The 21479-nt window shown below is 70.5% G+C and carries 21 protein-coding genes; 9 read left to right on the forward strand and 12 right to left on the reverse strand.

What is annotated here, in order from left to right; genetic code table 11:
• Window positions 1-8: 8 nt before the first annotated feature.
• Together DDV73_RS13960 and DDV73_RS13965 are read left to right on the forward strand one after the other, a co-directional pair.
• Entirely contained in the window at window positions 9-1205 is a 1197-nt protein-coding gene (locus tag DDV73_RS13960) for an AGE family epimerase/isomerase (RefSeq protein WP_240617279.1), read from the forward strand.
• 230 nt (window positions 1206-1435) lie between these two features.
• The gene (locus DDV73_RS13965) at window positions 1436-2473 is read left to right on the forward strand and encodes an ion channel (RefSeq protein WP_109507863.1); all 1038 of its coding nucleotides are present in this window, start codon (window positions 1436-1438) and stop codon (window positions 2471-2473) included.
• A 26-nt stretch (window positions 2474-2499) separates the two neighbouring features.
• On the opposite strand, the gene DDV73_RS13970 is transcribed toward DDV73_RS13965, so the two are convergent.
• The 5 genes from DDV73_RS13970 to DDV73_RS13990 all read right to left on the reverse strand — a co-directional run bounded on the left by DDV73_RS13970 (window position 2500) and on the right by DDV73_RS13990 (window position 8247).
• Window positions 2500-3309: a S1 family peptidase gene (locus DDV73_RS13970; protein ID WP_206050872.1), complete on the reverse strand. Its 810-nt coding sequence runs from the start codon at window positions 3307-3309 to the stop codon at window positions 2500-2502.
• 94 nt (window positions 3310-3403) lie between these two features.
• Window positions 3404-3817, reverse strand: coding sequence for a hypothetical protein (locus tag DDV73_RS13975; protein ID WP_154402766.1), 414 nt, complete (start codon window positions 3815-3817; stop codon window positions 3404-3406).
• A 130-nt stretch (window positions 3818-3947) separates the two neighbouring features.
• The gene (topA, locus tag DDV73_RS13980; protein WP_109507865.1) at window positions 3948-6677 is read right to left on the reverse strand and encodes a type I DNA topoisomerase; all 2730 of its coding nucleotides are present in this window, start codon (window positions 6675-6677) and stop codon (window positions 3948-3950) included.
• A gap of 100 nt (window positions 6678-6777) precedes the next feature.
• Window positions 6778-7542, reverse strand: coding sequence for a helix-turn-helix domain-containing protein (locus tag DDV73_RS13985; protein ID WP_109507866.1), 765 nt, complete (start codon window positions 7540-7542; stop codon window positions 6778-6780).
• Between the two features lie 60 nt (window positions 7543-7602).
• Window positions 7603-8247, reverse strand: coding sequence for a LysE family translocator (locus DDV73_RS13990; RefSeq protein ID WP_109507867.1), 645 nt, complete (start codon window positions 8245-8247; stop codon window positions 7603-7605).
• A gap of 101 nt (window positions 8248-8348) precedes the next feature.
• Between DDV73_RS13990 and DDV73_RS13995 the strand changes: the two genes are divergently transcribed.
• Window positions 8349-8696: a DUF1330 domain-containing protein gene (locus tag DDV73_RS13995; protein ID WP_109507868.1), complete on the forward strand. Its 348-nt coding sequence runs from the start codon at window positions 8349-8351 to the stop codon at window positions 8694-8696.
• 4 nt (window positions 8697-8700) lie between these two features.
• Here the strand turns inward: DDV73_RS13995 and DDV73_RS14000 are convergent, their stop codons facing one another.
• Window positions 8701-9525, reverse strand: coding sequence for an alpha/beta hydrolase family protein (locus tag DDV73_RS14000; RefSeq protein WP_161962396.1), 825 nt, complete (start codon window positions 9523-9525; stop codon window positions 8701-8703).
• A 140-nt stretch (window positions 9526-9665) separates the two neighbouring features.
• Here DDV73_RS14000 and DDV73_RS14005 point away from each other — a divergent pair, with 140 nt between their 5' ends.
• The 3 genes from DDV73_RS14005 to DDV73_RS14015 all read left to right on the forward strand — a co-directional run bounded on the left by DDV73_RS14005 (window position 9666) and on the right by DDV73_RS14015 (window position 11203).
• On the forward strand, window positions 9666-10448 hold the full coding sequence (locus tag DDV73_RS14005) for a CAP domain-containing protein (protein ID WP_161962397.1): 783 nt from the start codon (window positions 9666-9668) through the stop codon (window positions 10446-10448).
• A 129-nt stretch (window positions 10449-10577) separates the two neighbouring features.
• A complete protein-coding gene (locus DDV73_RS14010; protein WP_161962398.1) occupies window positions 10578-10826 on the forward strand; it encodes a type II toxin-antitoxin system VapB family antitoxin in 249 nt (82 codons plus the stop codon).
• Complete coding sequence (locus tag DDV73_RS14015) at window positions 10823-11203, forward strand: type II toxin-antitoxin system VapC family toxin (protein ID WP_109507871.1); 381 nt, start codon at window positions 10823-10825, stop codon at window positions 11201-11203. The genes DDV73_RS14010 and DDV73_RS14015 overlap by 4 nt, the downstream gene beginning before the upstream one ends.
• A gap of 6 nt (window positions 11204-11209) precedes the next feature.
• Here DDV73_RS14015 and DDV73_RS14020 read toward each other — a convergent pair whose 3' ends face one another.
• On the reverse strand, window positions 11210-12694 hold the full coding sequence (locus tag DDV73_RS14020; protein WP_109507872.1) for a DUF7059 domain-containing protein: 1485 nt from the start codon (window positions 12692-12694) through the stop codon (window positions 11210-11212).
• A 44-nt stretch (window positions 12695-12738) separates the two neighbouring features.
• On the opposite strand from DDV73_RS14020, the gene DDV73_RS14025 reads away from it, so the two are divergent.
• Window positions 12739-13422, forward strand: a complete 684-nt coding sequence (locus DDV73_RS14025) for a hypothetical protein (protein ID WP_109507873.1) — start codon at window positions 12739-12741, stop codon at window positions 13420-13422.
• Here the strand turns inward: DDV73_RS14025 and DDV73_RS14030 are convergent, their stop codons facing one another.
• The 5 genes from DDV73_RS14030 to DDV73_RS14050 form a co-directional block, all read right to left on the reverse strand.
• Window positions 13423-14574: a hypothetical protein gene (locus tag DDV73_RS14030; RefSeq protein ID WP_109507874.1), complete on the reverse strand. Its 1152-nt coding sequence runs from the start codon at window positions 14572-14574 to the stop codon at window positions 13423-13425. It lies immediately after the preceding gene.
• Window positions 14567-15121: a SigE family RNA polymerase sigma factor gene (locus DDV73_RS14035; RefSeq protein WP_240617280.1), complete on the reverse strand. Its 555-nt coding sequence runs from the start codon at window positions 15119-15121 to the stop codon at window positions 14567-14569. Before DDV73_RS14035 ends, DDV73_RS14030 begins: the two co-directional genes overlap by 8 nt.
• 37 nt (window positions 15122-15158) lie before the next feature.
• Window positions 15159-15737 (reverse strand): nucleotidyltransferase family protein, encoded by a 579-nt coding sequence (locus DDV73_RS14040; protein ID WP_109507875.1) that lies wholly within the window; start codon window positions 15735-15737, stop codon window positions 15159-15161.
• 144 nt (window positions 15738-15881) lie between these two features.
• A complete protein-coding gene (locus tag DDV73_RS14045) occupies window positions 15882-18191 on the reverse strand; it encodes a sodium-translocating pyrophosphatase (protein WP_109507876.1) in 2310 nt (769 codons plus the stop codon).
• 158 nt (window positions 18192-18349) lie between these two features.
• Complete coding sequence (locus DDV73_RS14050; RefSeq protein WP_109507877.1) at window positions 18350-18685, reverse strand: anti-sigma factor antagonist; 336 nt, start codon at window positions 18683-18685, stop codon at window positions 18350-18352.
• Between the two features lie 151 nt (window positions 18686-18836).
• Here DDV73_RS14050 and DDV73_RS14055 point away from each other — a divergent pair, with 151 nt between their 5' ends.
• Together DDV73_RS14055 and DDV73_RS14060 are read left to right on the forward strand one after the other, a co-directional pair.
• Entirely contained in the window at window positions 18837-21173 is a 2337-nt protein-coding gene (locus tag DDV73_RS14055; RefSeq protein ID WP_240617281.1) for a DEAD/DEAH box helicase, read from the forward strand.
• A 5-nt stretch (window positions 21174-21178) separates the two neighbouring features.
• Entirely contained in the window at window positions 21179-21478 is a 300-nt protein-coding gene (locus tag DDV73_RS14060) for a hypothetical protein (protein WP_109507879.1), read from the forward strand.
• Window position 21479: the final 1 nt, after the last annotated feature.

Here is a 21479-nt window from a genome sequence, read left to right on the forward strand (position 1 = left end):
CGGCATGGTTGAGTGAGCGGGTGATCGATCTCTACGACGAGCAGCGCCGGCTGCTCGCCTTCGCCCGGGCTGCGGCCGACTCACCGCACGGCTTCGCGTGGCTGGACGACCATGGCCGGCCGGATCGCGACCAGCCGACGTACACCTGGATCACCGCCCGGATGACGCACGTCTTCGCGCTCGCGCACCTGCGCGGCGAGCCCGACTGCCTGCCGCTGGTCGAGCACGGCGTCGCCGCACTCGCGGGCCCGCTCCGCGACCCGGAGTCGGGTGGCTGGCTGGCCGGTGTCGACGGCGCCGGGCGGTCGGTCGACGACCGGCTCGCGGCGTACGACCAGGCCTTCGTGGTGCTCGCGGCCGCCAGCGCGACTGCCGCCCGGGCGACCGGCGCCGAGGGGCTGCTGGCCTCGGCCCTGGACGTGGTGACGACCCGGTTCCTCGATGAGGCCGGCCGGGTGGTCGACGGGTACGACGGCGACTGGTCCGCGCCGGACCGCTACCGCGGCGCGAACTCCAGCATGCACATGGTCGAGGCGTTCCTTGCCGCGGGCGCGGTCAGCGGCGATCCGTCCTGGTACGACCGGGCCCTGACAATCGCGGCGCACCTGATCGACGAGGTCGCGCGGGACTACGGCTGGCGGCTGCCCGAGCACTTCACCGCCGACTGGACCCCCGAGCCGGACTTCAACGCCGAGGAGCCCGACGACCCGTTCCGGCCGTTCGGGTGTACGCCGGGACACTTGATGGAGTGGGCGCGGCTGCTGGTCCACCTCGATGCGGCGCTCTCATCGCCGCCCGAGTGGCTGCTCGCGGACGCACGGGAGCTGTTCGCCGCGGCCGGGCGGATCGGCTGGGAGGTCGACGAGGCGCCGGGGTTCGTCTACACCACCGACTGGGCCGACCAGCCCGTCGTCCGGTCCCGGATGCACTGGGTGCACGCCGAAGCGGTGCTGGCGGCCTGGGCGCTCGGCGTACGGACCGAGGAGCCGGCGTACGACGAGTGGGCGCAGATCTGGTGGGAGTACATCGAGGCCAACCTGCACGACCCCGCCGCCGGCAGCTGGCACCACGAGCTGGATGCGGAGAGCCTGCCCGCGTCGACCACCTGGTCCGGGAAGCCGGACGTCTACCACGCCTACCAGGCCTGCCTGCTGCCTACGCTGCCGCTCGCGCCGTCGGCGGTGGGTGCCGCGCTGCGGCGCTGAGCGTAGATCCAGGCTGGAGGCCGACACGATCGGACGACGCGCCGCCCTCCCCTCGACGGGTCGTCCGATCGCGCGGTCACCGAGGCGTCCCGGACCAGACCGTAGCGACGGCGGGACCGCGATAAACCGCTCGCTGGAAATTCTGGAATCCTCGCCAACGAGGGTGCCTCCGGACCGCTAATCTCATCCCCTCTGATCGCACCGAGTCCGGGAGAGGGAGACCTAGGCCGATGCCTTTCGCCGTACGCCAGATATGGCGCCGTCTCGGCCGCCTGTCGTGGACGACACCGCTGGCCGTCATCGCGTTCGTGTTCGTCTCCAGCTGGATGCTGATGGCGGTCGCGGAGCCGGACGCGCCGCTCACGGAGCCGCGCAACTTCTGGTGGTACTTCCTGGTGACCTCGTCGACCGTCGGGTACGGCGACCTCTTTCCCACGACCACCCCCGGACGCCTGGTCGCGGTCTACATCATCTTCGGTGGGATCACCGCGCTCACCATGATCTTCGCGCGGGTGGCGACCGCGCTCGAGAACGCAAGGAGCCGTCGGATGCAGGGTCAGCTCAGCCACAAGTACCGCGACCACTTCGTGGTCATCGGCTACCAGCCCGGCCGTACCGAGAAGATCATCCACGACCTCGCTCAGGGCTCGGACCAGCCGGTGGTGCTGTGTGCGTGGGACGACCAGGCGACCCAGCACCCGATGCCCGGGTCCGCACAGGTCCACTTCGTGCGCGGCAACCTCACCGACGAGGACGTGCTCGACCGGGCCAACATCGAGGCCGCGCACGCCGTACTCGTAGACGCCCGTGACGACAACGAGGCGGTGGCGGTCACCATCGCGGCCGAGCGGGCGGCGTCCGGCGTGCACACCGTCGTCGCCCTGCGCGACCTGGAGCGGCGGCGTACCGTCCACAAGGTCGACGCCACCGCGCACTGCGTGCAGTGGCACTCGGTGGCGATGATCGTCGAGGAGCTGCACGACCCCGGCATCGGGCTGGTCTACCAGGAGCTCACCAGCGCCGGCGGCGGGACGGCGACGTACTCCTCGCAGCTGCCCACCAACGTGAAGACGCGCACCTACGGCGAGTGGCAGACCGTGCTCGGCAAGGCGCACAGCGCGACCGTGCTGGCGTTCTCTGCCGGCGAGGGCGTGCTGGTCAGCCCGCCCTGGAGTACGCCGGTCCCGCCCGGCGCGACCCTGTTCTACGTGTGCGACCAGCGGCTCACCCAGGAGGCCCTCGGGATGGCGGCCAGCGCGTACGCCTGACCGCCACCCCAAAGCCACCAACAGGGCTAGAGCGTGTTGATCCCCGTGGTCTCGCGGATCCACTGCCGCCAGGCGGGTACGTCGACGTAGATCGCCGGCGCCTTCCCGACGTAGATGACACGTGAGGTCGCACCGGTCAGCTGCCACTCGCCGTCGACCCTGGTGACCGCCGGGCCGCCGGAGTCGCCGAGAGCGGCGCTGCGGCCGGAGTTCCACTCGCCGACGCAGCTCTCCACCGTGAAGTGGATGGCGAGCGGGATGCAGTTGAAGTCGGAGATCGTCGTGGTGTCGAGCTGCTTGAGCTTGACCGGCGCCCCGCAGCCCTCCTCCACGCACTCCATGCCCCAGCCGAGGATCCGGGTCTCGCCGAGCGCGGCGCTGGCGGCGATCTTCACCGGCGCGTTCGGCACCGCCTCCTCCAGCTCGAGCAGGGCGATGTCGGTGCCGGCCGACGGGATTGGGTTCCGCGGCGGCTTGTGGATCTCGGCGATGCCGACGACGGTGCCACCCTGGGTGCGGTCGACGCTGCCGATCCGCAGCTGCATCTGCGCCGGGTCGAGCGGCTCGTCGAGCACGATGTCGGGGGTGTTGGCGCCCTTGATCACACAGTGCCGGGCGGTCACCGCCCACCGCGGAGCGATCAGCGACGCCCCGCAGCCGTGGTAGTAGACGCCGTCCGGCTCATCGATGTCGTACTGCAGCGACGCCATCCAGGACGGGGCCTCGGTGGCGGTCTCACCGCCGACGATCGCCTGTGCGGTCGGGCTCGAGGTCAGGGTGGCCACCGACATCAGCGTCGCGAGGCCGAGCGCTACCGAGAATCTGCGCAGGTTCATGGGTTCCTCTCCAGGTGGGAAAGCACGGAGCCCCGGACGCTAGTGACGCCGCGACCGGAGAAGTGGTCACGCTGGAGATTCTGGAAACTGCGAGTCAGCCGTCGGTGACCGTGATGCAGTCGTAGGCAGGGTGGCTGCGCCTGGTCTGCTCCGAGCAGGTGTCGCGCGGGACACTCAACAGCGCCAGGGTCGCGACAGGCATGGCGAGCACCAGGAGTGCGGATAGCCAGCGCCCCGGATCGTCGAGGCGGCGCCACAGAAGGATCACGAACACGACCGTCAGTACAGCGGACAGCAAGATCAGGTCGATGCCGGGCGAGGCGAACGGCGTGTCCGCATCGGTGGCGCACACCCGTCCCTGCGGCGACGCCTCCGCCGGGAACGTGTCACCGGTCTGGCCGACGGCTCCGCATGTGACCACGAGGAAGAACACGCCTGCCACGTAGTGGGTCGCCGCCGACGCCGCAGCCACCACCAGGACGCCCAACCCGCCGGCCACAACTCTCATCGGACCAGTGTCGGGCAGACGCTCGGCAGGCGCCTTGGTTTCGAGCCCTTCGAGACGGTTGCTAGCGCAACCTCCTCAGGAACCAACGGTCGCAGAGCGACCTCCTCAACCAGCGGCCGATCGCTCTCGGCTACTTCTTCTTGGCGGCGGCCCTCTTTGTCGTCTTCTTGGCGGCCGTCTTCTTGGTCGTCCTCTTGGTCGTCTTCTTCGCCGGGGCCTTCTTGGCGCCGCGCTTGGTGGCCTTCTTGGCAGGGCCCTTGGCGCGGCGTTCGGCGAGCAGCTCGGCGGCGCGCTCGATGGTGATCTCGGCGACCGAGTCGTCCTTGCGGAGGGTGGCGTTGTACTCGCCGTCGGTGACGTACTCGCCGAAGCGGCCGGCCTTCACCACGACCGGCTGACCGCTGACCGGGTCGTTGCCGAGCTCCTTCAGCGGCGCCGCGGCGGCGGCCCGGCCGCGCTGCTTGGGCTGGGAGTAGATCTTCAGCGCCTCTTCGAGGGTGATCGTGAAGAGCTGCTCCTCGGTCTCCAGCGAGCGGGAGTCGGTGCCCTTCTTGAGGTACGGGCCGTAGCGGCCGTTCTGGGCGGTGATCTCGACGTCGTCGTCGCCGACGCCGACCACCCGCGGCAGCGAGAGCAGCTTGAGGGCCTCGTCGAGCGAGACCGTGTCGATCGTCATGCTCTTGAACAGCGAGCCGGTCCGCGGCTTGGCGGACTTGGGCGCGTCGTCGGGGAGCACCTCGGTGACGTACGGCCCGAAGCGGCCGTTGCGGGCCACCAGAACGTTGCCGGACTCAGGGTGCCGGCCGAGCTCGCGCTCCTCGCCGGCCGGGGTCGCGAACAGCTCCTCGGACTTCTCCAGCGTCAGCTCGTCGGGCGGCAGGTCTTCGGGAACGTTGGCGCGCTGCACGCTCGGCGTACCGTCGTCGCCGGCGGGGCCCTGTCGCTCGATGTACGGCCCGTAGCGGCCGACCCGGAGCACGATCCCGGACTCCGCGCCACCCACCGGGAACGTCGCGAGCTCCTTGGCGTCGATCTCGCCGAGCTCGCTGACGGTCTGCTTCAGGCCGTCGAACCGGTCGCTGCCGAAGTAGAACTCGCCGAGCTCGGTGTTGCGGTCCTTGCGGCCGGCGGCGATCTCGTCGAGCACGTCCTCCATGCCGGCGGTGAACTCGTAGGACACCAGCCGCGCGAAGTGGTCCTCCAGCAGCCGGACCACCGAGAACGCCAGCCACGCCGGCACCAGCGCGGTGCCCTTCTTGTAGACGTAGCCGCGGTTGATGATGGTGCCGATGATCGAGGCGTACGTCGACGGCCGGCCGATCTCGCGCTCCTCGAGCTCCTTGATCAGGGTGGCCTCGGTGTAGCGGGCCGGCGGCTTGGTCTCGTGGCCGAGCGCGTTGACGCTCGCCGCCGAGAGGGCGTCGCCCTGCTGCACGTTCGGCAGCCGCGACTCCGCGTCGTCCTTGGTCGCGTCGGCGGCGTCGGTGCCCTCGACGTACGCCTTGAGGAAGCCGTGGAAGGTGATCACCCGGCCGCTCGCCGAGAACACGACGTCCTCGCCGGTCGCGGCCTCGCCGCCGATCCGGATGGTCACGCTCTGGCCGACCGCGTCCTTCATCTGGGAGGCGACGGTGCGCATCCAGATCAGCTCGTAGAGCCGGAACTGGTCGCCGGTCAGCCCGGTCTGCGCCGGGGTCCGGAAGGTCTCACCGGCGGGCCGGATCGCCTCGTGCGCCTCCTGCGCGTTCTTCACCTTGCTGGCGTAGACCCGCGGGCTGTCGGGGAGGTACTCAGCGCCGTACAGCTCGCGGACCTGGTCCCGAGCGGCACCGATCGCGGCGCCGGACAGCGTCGTGGAGTCGGTACGCATGTAGGTGATGTAGCCGTTCTCGTACAGCCGCTGTGCGACCGACATCGTCACCGACGCGCTCATCCCGAGCTTGCGGGACGCCTCCTGCTGGAGGGTGGTGGTGCGGAACGGGGCGTACGGCGAGCGCTTGTAGGGCTTCGACTCCACCGAGCGGACGTCGTACGCCGTGTCCCGAAGTGCCTGCGCCAGCGCCTCGGCCTTCGCCTGGTCGAGGTGGGCGACTCCATCACCGTTGGTCGAGCTTGTCGAGACCTTCAGCAGACCGTCGGGACCGAAGTCGCGGCCGCTCGCCACCCGGGCACCGTCGACGGTGTAGATCCTCGCCCCGAACATCCGCTGGTCGTGGCCGGCGCCGGCGTCGAAGGTCGCCTCGAGGTCCCAGTACGACGCGGCCCGGAACGCCATCCGCTCCCGCTCGCGGTCCACGACCAGACGGGTGGCGACGCTCTGCACGCGGCCGGCCGAGAGCCCCGACATCACCTTGCGCCACAGCACCGGCGAGACCTCGTAGCCGTACAGCCGGTCCAGGATCCGGCGTGCCTCCTGCGCCTCGACCAGGTCCATGTCGATCTCGCGCGGGCTGTCGGCGGCGGCGAGGATGGCCGGCTTGGTGATCTCGTGGAAGACCATCCGCTTGACCGGGACCTTCGGCTTCAGCTCGTCGAGCAGGTGCCAGGCGATGGCCTCGCCCTCGCGGTCCTCATCGGTGGCGAGGAAGAGCTCGTCGGCGTCCTTCAGCAGGCCCTTGAGCTTGGTGATGTGGCTCTTCTTGTCACGGGGTACGACGTAGTAGGGGGTGAACTCGTTGTCGACGTCGACCGCGAGCCGCCCCCACGGCTTGTCCTTGATCTTTGCGGGGGTGTCGGCGGCGCTCTGCGGGAGGTCGCGGATGTGCCCGATCGAGGACTCCACGACGAAGTCCCGGCCGAGGTAGCCCCCGATGGTGCGGGCCTTGGCCGGAGACTCGACGATCACGAGCTTGTGTGCCACGGGCGTGCTTTCTCCTGGTTCCTGCAAGTGTTCTGCGGTGGGTTGCGCCGCTACGGTAGCGCGCACTGCCATGGGGTGAGTGCTGGTCTACCAAGGACGGTCACCGCACGAGCAGATCCCGAGTCTCCTGGTCAGCAGGGTAGAACGCCTCGATCGCCAGCTCGGACAGCGTCACTTCGCGCGGCGTACCGAACACCGTAGTGGTCGACAGGAACGACAGTGTCGCGGCCCCCGCCTGCAGCCGCAGCGGTACGACGAGCTCCGGGCTGGCCTCGCTCGGCTTCGTCTCGTGGCCGAACTCCTCGATCAGCTCCGCGAGCCGCGGGTCCGCGCTGACGTCGTGCTCCTTGCGGAGCCTGTGGATCAGGTGGTTGCGCCACTCGGTGAGGTTGGCGATCCGCGGGGCGAGGCCGTCCTGGTGGAGCGAGAGCCGGATGACGTTGATCGGCGGCTCAACCAGCTCCGGGGCGACGCCGTCGAGCATCGCGTAGACGGCGTCGTTGGCGTCGACCAGGTCCCAGCCCTGGTCGATGACCAGCGCCGGGAACGGCAGGTGCGCGGTCAGGATCGCGGTGATCGCGGCGCTGACCTGGGCCATCGGCGGGTCGGCGAGCCGGTGCTCGGGATGGGCAGGCGCGTAGCCGCCGGCCAGCAGCAGCCGGTTCTGCTCGCGCAGCGGCAGGTCGAGGTTGTCGGCGAGCCGGAGCAGCATGGTGCTGGTCGGCTGGGAGCGCCCGGTCTCGATGAAGCTGACGTGGCGAGCCGAGACGCCGGCGCGGAGGGCGAGGTCCAGCTGGGAGACGTTGCGGCGCTGCCGCCAGTCGCGGAGCAGGGTGCCGGCGGACTCGGTCGCGGTGGCGGTCATGTCTGGCGACACTAGCCGCGGTCGGGTCGTGCCGACGATTACCTCGGAGGTAAGCGCAGCTCAGCGCGACGTCAGGGCGACGCGAACACCGAGCGCGACCAGGACCGTCCCGGTCACGGCCTCGAGCCGGCGTCGTACCGCCGAGCGCCGGAACCAGCCGCCGGCCCGGGCCACGCCCATCGCCAGCGCGAGGTAGAGGCAGATCTCGATCGCGACCTGGAGCAGCGCGAGCGCCGCCGTGGTCGCGAACAGGGGCCGGTCGGACGGCACGAACTGCGGGTAGAACGAGACCATGAACACCGCCGCCTTCGGGTTGGCGAGCTGGACGCCGAGGCCCTCGCCGAACGCCTTCCAGGCGCTGTGGCCCTGGTCCTCCTCGGTGGCGGCGGCCGGCTGGTCGCCGGACCGCCGCATCCGCCAGGAGGCGCGCAGGCACTTGAACCCGAGATAGACGAGTACGACGGCGCCCACGACCCGCAGCACCACGAACGCGACCTCCGACGCCGCCACCAGCGCGGCCACGCCCGCGGCCGCCAGCAGCGCCCAGAGGTAGAGGCCCGCCTCCAGCCCGAGGATCGTCGGCACCGCGCCGCGCCAGCCCCGGATCGCCGAGCGGCGCAGGATCAGCGCCACCGCCGGCCCCGGCGACGCCGAGATCAGCACCACCGCGATCACGAAGGCAGGGAGCGAGGCAACCAGGTCCATGGCGTCGAGTCTGCCTTACCTCCGAGGTAATCGCGCCTGGGTTGTTCGCGGCCCAGAGTTGATCTCACCAAGCCAGAACAAACCAGATCCGAGGAGCCACCATGTCTGTCCCGCACTACGCCATCGCCTACCTCCGCGACGTCCAGGTCGGCGAGGAGATCCTGGAGTACATCCACAAGATCGACGCCACCCTCGCGCCGTACGGCGGCCGCTTCATCGTCCACGGCGGCAAGCTCACGCCGGCCGAGGGCGAGTGGGACGGCGACCTGGTGATCATCGAGTTCCCGTCCTTCGAGGCGGCACAGCAGTGGTACGAGTCCCCCGCTTACCAGGAGATCCTCCCGCTGCGCACCGAGCACTCGAACTCCATGGCCGCCGTCGTTGCCGGCGTACCCGCCAACTACCAGGCCACCGACAAGATCGCCGAGCTGCTCGGCAGCGCCTCCTGACGGGTCAGCCGAGCCAGTCGACGATCGCGGGGACGACCGTCTGCGGGCGACGGGCCCACTTGAAGTGGTCCGTGGGCTCGTCGGGCGTGAGGTGCAGCCGGGTGACCTCGGCGCCGGTGAGCTTGTCGGCCAGCGCGTCGACTGCTCGGCGGGGCGCGAAGGTGTCGCCGGTGAGTGAGATGGCGAGGACGGGTACGTCGACCTTGGCGAGCTCGTCCTCGCGGTCCACCCGCGGCGAGCCGGTGGCGAAGCGGCCGGTCCGCGCGACCCGGGCCCAGTCGGCCATCACGGTGCGCGCCTCGCGGCCAGCGAAGCCGACCCGCTTGCCCGGGAAGTGGCCGACCGCCTTGGCGGTGAACCCGAAGAACTGGCTCAGCGGCAGGAACGGCCAGCCGTAGTGACGCCAGTGCACGGCGGCGGAGGCGATCAGCACCAGGCCGTCGACCTCGCCGGGGTGCTGCGCGGCGTACAGGCTGCAGAGCTGTCCGCCGAGGCTGTGGCCGAGCAGGTGGAGCGCGGCGTCCGGGAACCGGTCGCGGACGGCGGCGACGGCCTGGGCGAGGTCCTCGTTGACCATCTCGTCGTATCCGAAGTCGTAGCCGCGCGACGCGTGGCGGCCACCGGACGCCTCGTGGCCGCGCAGCTCGGAGACGACCGCGGTGAGGCCGGCGAGCTGGAGCGCTGTGGCCAGCCGACCGTAGTAGCCGGCCTTGGTGCCCATCGCGGGCTGCAGCAGGAAGACCGGAGCGGCGGCGTCGGCCGCGGCGTGCACGGTGAGCTGGAAGCTGGTGCCTTCGGCACGGTCGAGTACAACGGAATCGGGCGTCACCACTCCAGAATCCCAGAGCGAACGGCCCGAGGATCTGCCGATTAGTGAGGAGCACATCACGCGCAGCGGGTCGAATACCCACCCAATTAGTAACGAATCGGACCAGATTTCCATACGCAACCCTGCTAATGTCCACGCGCATGGGACGACACGCGAAGGCAAAGAGCCCGTTGTGGGTCCGCAGTCTTCCCGTGATCGGGGTGGCTCTCGCCGTCGCGCTGATCTGCGGGGTGACCGCCAGCTTCGTCCTCCTCGACAAGCCGAACGAGACGGCGACCGGGCTGAACGACGACAGACTGACGTCGTCGAACGGTGGGGAGAACACCACCGGAGTCGAGGAATCGGCCGCCGACACGTCGTCCTCGCCGTCGCGCAAGGCGAAGCCGAAGCGCTCGAAGTCGTCCGACCCGACCTCCTCGTCGCCGACGGCCAGCGAGCCGCCCAGCCAGAACCCACCGAAGCCGTCCTCGCCGAACACCGGCCCCGGATCGCCGAGCACACCGCCGCGGAACTCACCGTCGGCGCCGACCTCGAGCCCGGCGTCTTCGGCGCCCTCGGGCGTGCAGGGTCAGCTGCTGCGGCTGGTGAACCAGGCCCGTAACGACGCCGGCTGCGACCCGGTGACGCTCGACTCCCGGCTGACCCGGGCCGCGCAGCTGCACGCCGAGGACATGGAGCAGAACAACTACTTCTCGCACAGCAGCCAGGACGGCCGGACCTTCGTGGACCGGGCGGAGGACCAGGGGTATCCGTCCCCGTCCGCCGAGAACATCGCCCAGGGCCAGTCCACGGCCAAATCGGTCTTCGACGCGTGGATGAACTCCAGCGGCCACCGCGCCAACATCGAGAGCTGCACAAGCCGCACCATGGGCATCGGCCACACCGACGCCGAGGACTACTGGGTCCAGGACTTCGGCTTCTGACGCTAATGCCGCTTCCGCACCGACTCTGACCTGCGGAAACGCTTCACCTGTGGATAACCACCGCTGACTGTCCGTGCCGTCGGGCACTGTTTCTCGCATGACATGCACCCGGGGGACAGGAGTAGATTCATGATCGTGGCGACGATGAACATCAAGGACCCGGAGGTGCGCCGGCTCGCTGCCGAACTGGCCGCGCGACGGCATACCTCGATGACCGGCGCCGTGCGCCAAGCGTTGGAGGAGACGCTCGAGCGCGATCGGTCCAGCCGGGCCGGCATGGCCGACCGACTGCTGGCTATCGGACGAGAGGCAAGCCGGTTCAAGGATGACTTCCTGACCGACGATGACCTCTACGACGAGCGCGGACTGCCACGATGATCGTTGACTCGTCGGCGCTGGTAGCGATGCTCCGCGATGAGGACGACGCGACGGAGTTCGCTACTGCCATAGAGGCTGCCGAGACTGTCCTGGTTTCAGCGGCGACCGTCGTCGAGACATCGCTCGTCATTGGGCCGCGAGCCCAATCCCGGCTCGACAAGTTGCTGGCCGAGGCCGAGCTGAAGATTGCCCCGTTCGACGCCGAGCAAGCGGCGGCCGCTCGAACGGCCCACCTACGGTATGGCCGTGGCTCGGGCTCGAAGGCACGGCTGAACTTCGGTGACTGCTTCTCCTACGCGCTCGCGAAGGCGACCGGTCTGCCGCTGCTGTTCAAGGGCGACGACTTCACGCACACCGACATCCGGCCGGCCGCTTAGCCCGCCCTACTCGGCACCGAGGAAGCCTTCGGCGACGAGCTCGCGCACGACCGAGGTGTACGCCGTGCGGGTGGCGGCGGGCTCGGCGTCGAGGAGCTGGGCGACTGCGTCCAGGATCTGGCCCACGGTCAGCTCGCCATCGCAGGTGCCGACCAGCGCCGCCTCGATCGTGTCCGCCTTGCGGGCTCGGCGCAGCCCGCGCTGCTGACGCAGCACGACCGCCTCGGGGTCGGCCGCGCCCGGCACACCGACGGTCTCCTGCTGGACGTCGGGGCGCACCACCAGCCGGCTCGCGAGCAGGGCCTCGTTGGTCGGCAGCGCGTCGAGCAGGTCGACGGCATCGCCCCAGGCCGCGATCGTGGGCGCGACCGGATGCTCGACGTCGTACGGCCACTCGTCGAACCGCACCGTCGGCGTACCACCGGACCCGGCCCGCCGGCGCAGGTTGATCCAGCCGAAGCCGACGGCCTCGACGCCCTGTTCGTCCAGCCAGGACAGCCAGGTGTCGTAGCGGCGCGGGTAGTCGTCCGCGCCGTGCCGGCCGGCGTCCTTCAGCCAGAGCTCCACGTACGCCGCCGGGTCCAGCACCTCGCGCTGAACCACGAAAGCGTCGCAGGAGTCGTCGAGCCAGGAGGTCAGCCGTTCGTCCCAGGGCGTACCGCGCGCGATCACCCAGTTGGCCAGGATCTGGCACCAACCACCGGGCGCCAGGTGGGCGGGTGCGGTGCGCACGATGTGCTCGACCACCCGGTCACCGGGCAGACCCGAGTCGCGGTAGACCAGCCGCTCCCCTGTCGCCGGCGAGATCACGAACGGCGGGTTGGTCGCGATCAGGTCGAACGCCTCACCGTGGACCGGATCGAAGAACGACCCCTCGCGCACCTCGATCGCCGGCGCCTCATTGAGCTGCGCGTTCAGCGAGGTGATCCACAGCGCGCGCCGGTTCACGTCAGTGGCGACGACCTGCCGCGCGTGCCCGGCCAGGTGGAGGGCCTGCACGCCGCAGCCGGTGCCGAGGTCGAGCGCGCGGCCGACGGGTCGGCGGATCGTCAGCTGCGCCAGCGAGGTCGAGGCACTGGAGATGCCGAGCACGTGGTCGGTGCCGTCGCGGTTGGGCGCACCGTCCAGGCCGGGCGTCAGATCGCTGACGATCCAGAGCGGCTGGTCGCCGGCGGCGTAAGGACGCAGGTCGAGCCGTGCCGCCACCTCGCCCACAGACTGCACCAGCAGGCCCTCGGCACAGAGCCGCTCGACCAGGCCGGGCAGCGCCGCCTCGGCCGCGGCCTGCGAGACCGGTGCCTGGAGCAGGAAGAGCCGGGTCAGCGTCTCCAGCGGCGAGCCACCCGTCGTACGTCGAAGGCCGGGCGTGGTCTCGTTCCGCGACAACGCAGCGTGTCCCGCCTCGCCGAGCAGCGCGACCACCGCGTCGTACGTGAAGTCGGCAGCGGTCAGCGCCGCGCGCAGGCCTGGCGCGAAGTCGAGGTTGCTCACTCGAGGACCCTACGGCCGCTTGGACCGTCGGCAACACTGACGCCATGCGCCTCGCCACCATGTTCGCCGCCCTCACCCTGACCACCGCCACCCTCGTCACAGCCGGCTCCGCAACAGCCGCGCCGGCACCTGCCGAGAAGCCAGTCATCACAAGTCCCGCCGACGCGGAGTGGTACGCCGAGCCCGGCCTCGCCAGCCAGCGGATCCGCGCCAAGATCGTCTTCAACAAGAACCCGACGAACCAGTTCCAGAGCCGCCTGGTCTGGAAGGTGGAGCGCCGCAACGACGCCGGCAAGTGGCGGGTCATCGAGCGCAAGGTGTGGCGCGCCGGCAGTGGCCTGCCCGACCAGTGGGGCAAGGACGAGTGCGTCCGCAACCACGGCTGGGCGCCCAACGGCACCTACGCGCCGATCCAGTACGACCAGTACGACGGCAGCGTGATCAACGGCCGGGTGTTCTTCCTCGGCGCCAAGCGGTGCACCGACGGCACCATGCGAAGCCAGCTGTTCATCCACTCCGAGGCGAACCCGGACAACACCCAGTGCGCCGACGCGGCCGGTGACCAGTCCTGCCGCTGGGAGCACCCGGCGATCAACGAGTACAAGTCCAACGGCTGCATCAAGATGGCACCCGGTGACATGAAGGCCCTCACCAAGGCCTACCACCGCTACTTCAAGGCCGGCCTGCGCTACCCCACCCGCCAGTTCAAGGTCGACGTCATCGCCTGATCACGGCTTGGGTGCGGTCGTGGCCATCTGCGCGTGGCAACGCCGCCCCGGCGTCCCGTCGCCGATGGAGTAGGCGACCCGCTCGCCGAACAGAGGGATGCAGGAGTCCACGGTCAGCTCGCGGCGGTTGGCCCCGTCATCGAAGCCGTTGTTGACGCACGAGATGTAGTAGACGTACATCTCGTGCACCTCGGCACCACGCGCGAGCCGCAGGACCAGGCCCGAGCCTTCGACGTCGTGCAGGCAGGTCTCCGGGCGATCCGGGCCACCGCCGATCGGTGCGTTCTTGATAGCGGCGAGTACGTCGTCCGCGGCGGCGCCGGTGAGCTTCCGGGACGCCAGCAGCCAGGGCTGGGAAGTACCGACGCCGATGCCGTACTGACACACACCAATCGTGTCGATGTCGTCGATCTCGGCGACATCGAACGGCTCCTTTGGCCCGACCCACCTGTTGGCCTGGATCGGCGAGGTGACCGCGCAACCATTGTGGTCCGCCTCGACCACGCGTGCTGACTCGACGATCTCGCGCGCCTCGTCGAGGTGCTCGCTGTCGGTGAGCACCCGGACCTGCGCCAGGCCGACGGTCCGCGCGATGCGTGTCCAGCCGGCGGCAGTCTCGGTGCCGTCGTCGACCCCGTCGACGCCGGCGTCCGCGAAGCTGACATGGGTCGTCCAGAGCCGTTCGGGTACCTGGCCGCCGAGCAGGTCCGGCGCACCGTCGCCGCAGTGAATCATGCGAACTCCCCCGCGTGGGACGCCGACGTAGGGCTCGGTGGGGAACCGACCCTCACCGCCCGGCACAGCGGCACACCAGTCAGAGCCCGGCGCCGCGTCGTAGTCCCACGCCTCCGGCACCTCGACCTGGACGTCGCGGTAGGACTCGTAGCGCCAGCCGTCGGGGGCCGGCTCGTTGGCGGTCGTGCGGTCAGTCTCACGACCCGGCTCGCTCGCGTCGTCGCGCGACAGGACCACCGCGAGCGCCGTACCGCCCAGGACGGCCAGCACGCTCGCCGCGGCCACGACGCCGGCCCAGCGGCGGACTCGCGGCCGACCGGTGACCGGTCCGAGCGGGGCGGGCTCGAAGCGGTCGGCGTGCTCAGCGAAGGCGGCCCGGAAGGCGTCCTCTGCGCGGTCGTCGAGGAGATCACTCATGGCTGGACTCATGGCTCGGCTCGCTTTCGGAGAGCCGCTCGCGCAGGGTGCGGACGGCGCGGTGGACGTAGGACCGGGCGGTGGCCTCGGGGCAGTCGAGGATCACCGCGATCTGGGGGAACGAGAGATCCTCGTAGAAGCGGAGGACGACCGCCGCGCGCTGCTTGGCGGGCAGCTCGGCGCATAGCCGCCACGCCTCGTCGGCGTCGTCGACCGCGTCCGATGCGGACTGCTGCGGGGCGACGTACTGCTCCGGGTCATCGACGCTGACCAGCCGCCGGTTCTTGCGCCAGCCGGAGATGTTGGCGTTGACGATGCTGCGGCGCACGTACGCTTCGGCAGTGCCACGTCGCGCCAGCTCCGCCCATCGCGGGTAGGCCTTGCTGAGCGCCTCCTGGACCAGGTCCGGCGCGTCGTTCGCGGAACCGGTGACCAGGTACGCGAACCGCTGCAGGCCCGGCCCTCGCGCCGCTAACCACGCCGCGAAGTCCCGCGGGTCCGCGGCATCCTCGTCCGGCATTCGTGCCACCTCCGGTTCGACCGTCATACCAGTTCCTACGCGACGGCGACCGCTTCTGTTGCACTCAGCCCGGATCCAGATCGGCCGCGCGGTCCACATCACGTCCGGCCGCGAGGTCCGAGCAGTCGACCACCCGCAGGTCGGGGTGTCCGGCGAGGAAGGCGCGCGCCCCGCGGTCGGCCTCCGCGGCGGCCACGAACTGCGGCCACCAGTCCCGTCCGCACAGGACAGGATGGCCCGGCCCCGCGCCGTACTCGGCCCGGGCGAGCACCGCGGGACCGGCCAGCGCAACCAGCCGCGCGACGACGCCGGCACCGACGTCAGGTAGGTCGACCAGGTGCACCAGCACCGCATCCGGCGCCGGGTCGAGGGTCGCGATCGCCGCCATGCCGGCCCGCAGCGAGGCGCCCATTCCCGACTCCCAGTCGGGGGCGGTGACTGCGATCCCGGAGTCCGGGAGCAGCCGCCGTACGTCGTCGGCCCTGGCGCCGACCACGACCCGGACCGGCTCGCATCCGCCGGCGGTCAGGGCATTAAGAGCCCGTACGACGAGCGGCGTGCCGTCGAGCTCGGCCAGCGCCTTCGGGCCGCCGAACCGCCGCCCGGCACCGGCGGCGAGCAGCAGGCCGGCCACGCGAGTCACGCTCCGACTCTAGCCCCGTCCGTCTGGACGCTGACCGGGCACAAATGGCGCCGGAAATGCGCCGACCGGGCACAAATGGCGGGGGCTTCCCACCATTTGTGCCCGGTCAGCGTTGCTACCGGACCATTTGCGCCCGGTCGGCGACTAGGCCTTGTCGAGCACGGGCTCGTCCGCCGGGGCGTCGTCGCCGATGGCGATCGGACGACGCTTGGAGATGTAGACCGCGGTCGCGATGATCGCCGCCGCCACCACGGCGATGCTGATCCGCAGCGCGTCGTTCTGGTCGTCGCCGACGCTCATCGAGACGATCGCGCTGGCAACCAGCAGCGAGACCAGGTTCATCACCTTGATCAGCGGGTTGATGGCCGGACCGGCGGTGTCCTTGAACGGGTCACCGACGGTGTCGCCGATGACGGTCGCGGAGTGGGCGTCGGAGCCCTTGCCGCCGTGGTTGCCGTCCTCGACCAGCTTCTTCGCGTTGTCCCACGCACCACCGGCGTTGGCCAGGAAGACCGCCATCAGGGTGCCGGTGCCGATCGCACCGGCCAGGAAGCCGGCCAGCGCCTCGACGCCGAGGCCGAAGCCGACGGCGACCGGAGCGAGTACGGCGAGGATGCCCGGCGTGACCAGCTCGCGCAGCGAGTCCTTGGTGACGATGTCGACGACCTTGCCGTACTCCGGGCGGGTGCTGCCGTCCATGATCCCGGGGATCTCGCGGAACTGGCGGCGTACCTCGAACACCACGGCGCCGGCCGCGCGGCCGACCGCGTTGATGGCCAGACCGGAGAACAGGAACACCACGGCCGCACCGAGCAGCACACCCACGAGCACGCCCGGGTCGAAGACCACGAAGTCGAGTGCGGCCGCTTCGTCGTTGGTCGGCTTGGCGTCGGCCAGCGCCTCGGCCACCGAGGTGGCGTAGGAGCCGAACAGCGCGGTGGCGGCGAGAACCGCGGTCGCGATCGCGATGCCCTTGGTGATCGCCTTGGTGGTGTTGCCGACGGCGTCGAGCTCGGTGAGGATCTGCGCGCCCTCCTCGCTGACGTCGCCCGACATCTCGGCGATGCCCTGGGCGTTGTCGGAGACCGGGCCGAAGGTGTCCATCGCGACGATCACGCCGACGGTGGTGAGCAGACCACAACCGGCCAGCGCGACCGCGAACAGCGAGACGGTCAGCGTCGCGCCGCCCAGCAGGAAGGCACCGAAGACCGCTGCGCCGATGACCAGCGTGGTGTAGACCGCCGACTCGAAGCCGACCGAGAGGCCGGACAGGATCACGGTGGCCGGACCGGTGAGGGCGGTCTTGCCGACGTCCTTGACCGGACGGTGCTCAGTGCCGGTGAAGTAGCCGGTCAGCGCCAGGATCGCCGCGGACATCACGATGCCGATGACCACCGCCAGCGAGGCAATCAGCCGCGGGTCGCCGTCGGCGCCGACCATGTCGACGCCCTGGACGTTCTCGAACTCGGCGAAGCTGCCGGGCAGGTAGAGGTAGGAGAGGATGACGCAGGCAATCGCGGAGACCGCGGCCGAGATGTAGAACGCGCGGTTGATCGTCTTCAGGCCGCCCTCGTTGGCACGCGGCTTGGTGAGGTAGACACCGAGTACGGCGGTCAGCGCGCCGATGGCCGGGATCAGCAGCGGGAAGACAAGGCCCTCGTTGCCGAACGCCTGCGAGCCGAGGATCAGCGCGGCGACCAGGGTCACGGCGTACGACTCGAACAGGTCGGCGGCCATACCGGCGCAGTCGCCCACGTTGTCGCCCACGTTGTCGGCGATGGTGGCGGCGTTGCGCGGGTCGTCCTCGGGGATGTTCTGCTCGACCTTGCCGACCAGGTCGGCGCCGACGTCGGCGGCCTTGGTGAAGATACCGCCGCCGACTCGCATGAACATCGCGAGCAGCGCGGCACCGAAGCCGAAGCCCTCGAGCACGTGCGGGGCCTCGTCCTGGAACAGGAGTACGACGACGCTGGCGCCCAGCAGACCGAGGCCGACGGTCAGCATGCCGACCATGGCACCGGTGCGGAAGCCGACGTTCATCGCCGGGTCGCGGCCGGTCTCGTTGGCAGCCGCGGCCACGCGCAGGTTGGCGCGGACGGCGAGCGACATGCCGAGGTAACCGACGGCACCGGAGAACCCGGCGCCGACCAGGAAGAAGATCGACCGGCCGATCCGGACCCACGCGTCGTCGGCGGGCAGGGCCAGCAGCACGAAGAACGCCACTGCGGCGAAGATCGCCAGCGTCCGGAACTGCCGCGCGAGGTACGCGTTGGCGCCCTCCTGGACAGCGAGTGCGATGTTCTTCATGCGGTCGGTGCCTTCACCGGCGGCCAGTACCTCGGCCCGGAACATCGCGGCCATCCCGAGCGCCGCGAGGGCGATCAGAGCGACGACGATGACCAGCACGAGATTGCCACCGGAGAGTTCCACGACAGCGGGGTGGAGCCCGGCCATCAGTTCCTCCTGGAGTTTGTGATTCTCATAACAAGCCGGGCGCAGTCTGACAAAGGTCGGCTTGGACCACAACTACAGGGTCAGTGTTTGGGCCGACGAGCCCGGCGCCGAGTCGGGCGCCGGTTCGTGGCAGTTCGTGGCGGAACGGAGCGGCTGGGTCAGCCGGCTGCCAGCTGGTCGGCGCTCTCGTGGATGGTGAAGACCTTGGCCAGCCCGGTGATCCGGAAGATCTTGAGGAGCCGCTCCTGGTTGCAGATCAGCTGAAGCGAACCGTCGTGGGCGCGGACCTTCTTCAGGCCGCCGACCAGGACGCCGAGTCCGGTCGAGTCCAGGAACTCCACCCGCTCCATGTCGACCACGATGTCGTAGACGCCACTGGCAACGAGCTCGGTGATCCGGTCGCGGAGCTTGGGCGCGGTGTAGACATCGATCTCGCCCCCGACGGCGACGATGGTCGCACCATCGATCTCGCGGGTAGCAAGGGTCAAGTCCACGATCCACTCCTCAGGGCAGTGTTGCCGGGGGCCAACGATCGGCGCCACCTGCCCCGAACGTAGCCAAGCAGTATCAAACCACGGGTGGCCAAGAGGCGCATCGATAGTTCCCCCAACCCAACCCGTCGGTGCAGTTTGCCAGACTGCGCCCGTGAGTCCAGCCTACGACCCGAACCTGCCACATGTGCGGGCGCTCGTCGAGAGGCTGTCCGCGGTGCCCGGCCGGGAGGACCGGCTCACGCACCTGGAGGTGCTGCCGCCGCGGGCCGCGGCGTACGCCGAGTGGCCCTCGTGGGTGGCGACTGACCTGCGTGCGGCGCTGGTCGCGCGCGGGATCGAGCGGCCGTGGGCGCACCAGGCAGCGGCCGCGGAGGCGGCGTACTCCGGCGGGCATGTGGTGGTCGCCACCGGGACCGCGTCCGGCAAGTCGCTGGCCTACCAGCTGCCGGCGCTGTCGGCGATCCGCTCCTCGCGCGGCGAGCGCGGGCAGCGCGGCGCCACGACGCTCTACATCTCGCCGACCAAGGCGCTGGCGGCCGACCAGCACTCCGGGCTGGCCGCGCTCGGGCTGGACGTCCGCGCGACCACCCACGACGGCGACTCGTCACGCGAGCAGCGGGAGTGGGCGCGCGACCACGGCGAGTACCTGCTGACCAACCCGGACATGCTGCACCGCTCGCTGCTGCCCGGGCACGCGCGCTGGGCGCGCTTCCTGTCGCTGCTGCGCTACGTCGTGGTCGACGAGTGCCACCACTACCGCGGGGTGTTCGGCGCCCACGTCTCGCACGTGCTGCGGAGGCTGCGCCGGGTCTGCGCGATGTACGGCGCCTCCCCGACGTTCGTGCTGGCGTCGGCGACCGTGGCCTCGCCGGCCGAGGCGGCAGGGCGGCTGACCGGGCTTTCCGTGCGGGCATTCACCGAGGACTCCTCACCGCGCGGGCAGGTCGCGCTGGCGCTGTGGGAGCCGCCGTTCACGTCGTACGCCGGGGAGAACGGTGCGCCCGTCCGTCGGGCGGCGTCCTCCGAGACCGCGGACCTGCTCGCCGACCTGGTGGCCGAAGGGGTGCAGACGCTGGCGTTCATCCGCTCCCGGCGGGGTGCGGAGTCGGTGGCGCTGACCGCCGCCGAGCTGCTCGAGGAGGTGGAGCCGGGGCTCGGCGCGCGGGTGGCGGCGTACCGCGGCGGCTACCTGCCCGAGGAGCGCCGTGCGCTGGAGGAATCGCTGCGGAGTGGCGAGCTGACCGGGCTGGCGGCGACCAACGCGCTCGAGCTCGGCATCGACATCAGCGGTCTGGACGCGGTCCTGCTGGCCGGGTTCCCCGGGACCCGCGCCGCGCTGTGGCAGCAGATCGGGCGGGCCGGCCGGGGCGCGCAGGACGCGCTCGGGATCCTGGTCGCCCGCGACGACCCGCTGGACACCTACCTGGTCAACCACCCCGCCGCGCTGCTCGGGCAGCCGGTCGAGGCGACGGTCTTCGACCCGACCAACACCTATGTGCTCGGCCCGCACCTGTGCGCCGCCGCCGACGAGGCGCCGCTGACCGAGGCGGACCTGCCGCTGTTCGGCCCGACCGCGCGGGCCGGCGTCGATGCGCTGACCGCCGCCGGGCTGCTGCGGCGTCGGGCGCGCGGCTGGTACTGGACCGACCGGCGGCGCGCCAGCGACCTGGCCGACATCCGCTCGACCGGCGGTGCGCCGGTGTCGCTGATGGAGGGCTCGACCGGACGGGTGGTCGGGACCGTCGACGCCTCGTCGGCGCACTCCACCGCCCACGCCGGCGCCGTCTACCTGCACATGGGCGAGACCTGGCTGGTGACGTCGCTGGATCTCGAGGACCGGGTGGCGACGATCGAGCGTGCGGAGCCGCCGTACTCCACCTCGGCGCGGGAGATCACCGACATCTCCATCACCTCGGAGCGGTCGGCGGTGTCGTGGGGCGAGTGCCGGCTGGCGTTCGGGGACGTCCAGGTCTCGCACCAGGTGGTGTCGTTCCTGAAGCGCCGGGTGCCGAGTGGCGAGGTGATGAGCGAGGAACTGCTCGACCTGCCGTCACGGGTGTTGTCGACGACCGCGGTCTGGTGGACCGTGCCTGGCGACGTACTCGTGGACGCCGGGCTGGCGGCCGCCGACCTGCCCGGCGCCGCGCACGCCGCCGAGCACTGCTCGATCGGGCTGCTGCCGCTCTTCGCGACCTGCGACCGGTGGGACATCGGCGGCGTCTCGACGGCGCTGCACCCGGACACCGGACGGCTCACCGTCTTCGTGTACGACGGACACCCCGGGGGCGCAGGCTTCGCCGAGCGCGGGTACGCCGCCGCGGCTACCTGGCTGCGGGCGACCCGCGACGCGATCGCGTCGTGCCGGTGTGAGGACGGCTGCCCGTCGTGCGTGCAGTCGCCGAAGTGCGGCAACCAGAACAGCCCTCTCGACAAACGCGCCGCCGTCGCGTTGCTTGATGTCCTGTTGGTCCACTCGCGAGTAGCCTGAGGCTTATGGTCATCCTGGGACTGCTCCTCATCGCGCTCGGGGCTCTTGCGATCGCCGCCGGCATCTTCCTGACCGACGTCGAGGGCGGGCACGTCGAGTTCCTCGGCATCGACATGGGCGCCGAGGCGCTCTTCCTGATCGGGGTCGCCGCAGGCCTCGCCGTGCTGTGGGGATTTGGGATCCTGAAGTTCGGCACGAAGCGCGAGATCAAGCAGCGTCGCGAGCACAAGAAGCTCGGCGAGCTCTCCGAGAAGCTCGACAAGGTCGAAGCGGAGCGCCGCGCCGAGGACACCACCGAAAACTGAC

Origin of the sequence: Nocardioides speluncae, assembly GCF_003121585.1 — a bacterium.
In the GTDB taxonomy this organism is placed as follows: domain Bacteria; phylum Actinomycetota; class Actinomycetes; order Propionibacteriales; family Nocardioidaceae; genus Nocardioides; species Nocardioides speluncae.

Bases quoted from the DNA above. Each gene is read 5' to 3' on its own strand.
- DDV73_RS13965 (WP_109507863.1), top strand. From the start codon at position 1,436: ATGCCTTTCGCCGTACGCCAGATATGGCGCCGTCTCGGCCGCCTGTCG.
- DDV73_RS13970 (WP_206050872.1), bottom strand. From the start codon at position 3,309: ATGAACCTGCGCAGATTCTCGGTAGCGCTCGGCCTCGCGACGCTGATG.
- DDV73_RS13975 (WP_154402766.1), bottom strand. From the start codon at position 3,817: ATGAGAGTTGTGGCCGGCGGGTTGGGCGTCCTGGTGGTGGCTGCGGCG.
- DDV73_RS13985 (WP_109507866.1), bottom strand. From the start codon at position 7,542: ATGACCGCCACCGCGACCGAGTCCGCCGGCACCCTGCTCCGCGACTGG.
- DDV73_RS13990 (WP_109507867.1), bottom strand. From the start codon at position 8,247: ATGGACCTGGTTGCCTCGCTCCCTGCCTTCGTGATCGCGGTGGTGCTG.
- DDV73_RS13995 (WP_109507868.1), top strand. From the start codon at position 8,349: ATGTCTGTCCCGCACTACGCCATCGCCTACCTCCGCGACGTCCAGGTC.
- DDV73_RS14005 (WP_161962397.1), top strand. From the start codon at position 9,666: ATGGGACGACACGCGAAGGCAAAGAGCCCGTTGTGGGTCCGCAGTCTT.
- DDV73_RS14010 (WP_161962398.1), top strand. From the start codon at position 10,578: ATGATCGTGGCGACGATGAACATCAAGGACCCGGAGGTGCGCCGGCTC.
- DDV73_RS14015 (WP_109507871.1), top strand. From the start codon at position 10,823: ATGATCGTTGACTCGTCGGCGCTGGTAGCGATGCTCCGCGATGAGGAC.
- DDV73_RS14025 (WP_109507873.1), top strand. From the start codon at position 12,739: ATGCGCCTCGCCACCATGTTCGCCGCCCTCACCCTGACCACCGCCACC.
- DDV73_RS14030 (WP_109507874.1), bottom strand. From the start codon at position 14,574: ATGAGTGATCTCCTCGACGACCGCGCAGAGGACGCCTTCCGGGCCGCC.
- DDV73_RS14035 (WP_240617280.1), bottom strand. From the start codon at position 15,121: ATGACGGTCGAACCGGAGGTGGCACGAATGCCGGACGAGGATGCCGCG.
- DDV73_RS14045 (WP_109507876.1), bottom strand. From the start codon at position 18,191: ATGGCCGGGCTCCACCCCGCTGTCGTGGAACTCTCCGGTGGCAATCTC.
- DDV73_RS14060 (WP_109507879.1), top strand. From the start codon at position 21,179: ATGGTCATCCTGGGACTGCTCCTCATCGCGCTCGGGGCTCTTGCGATC.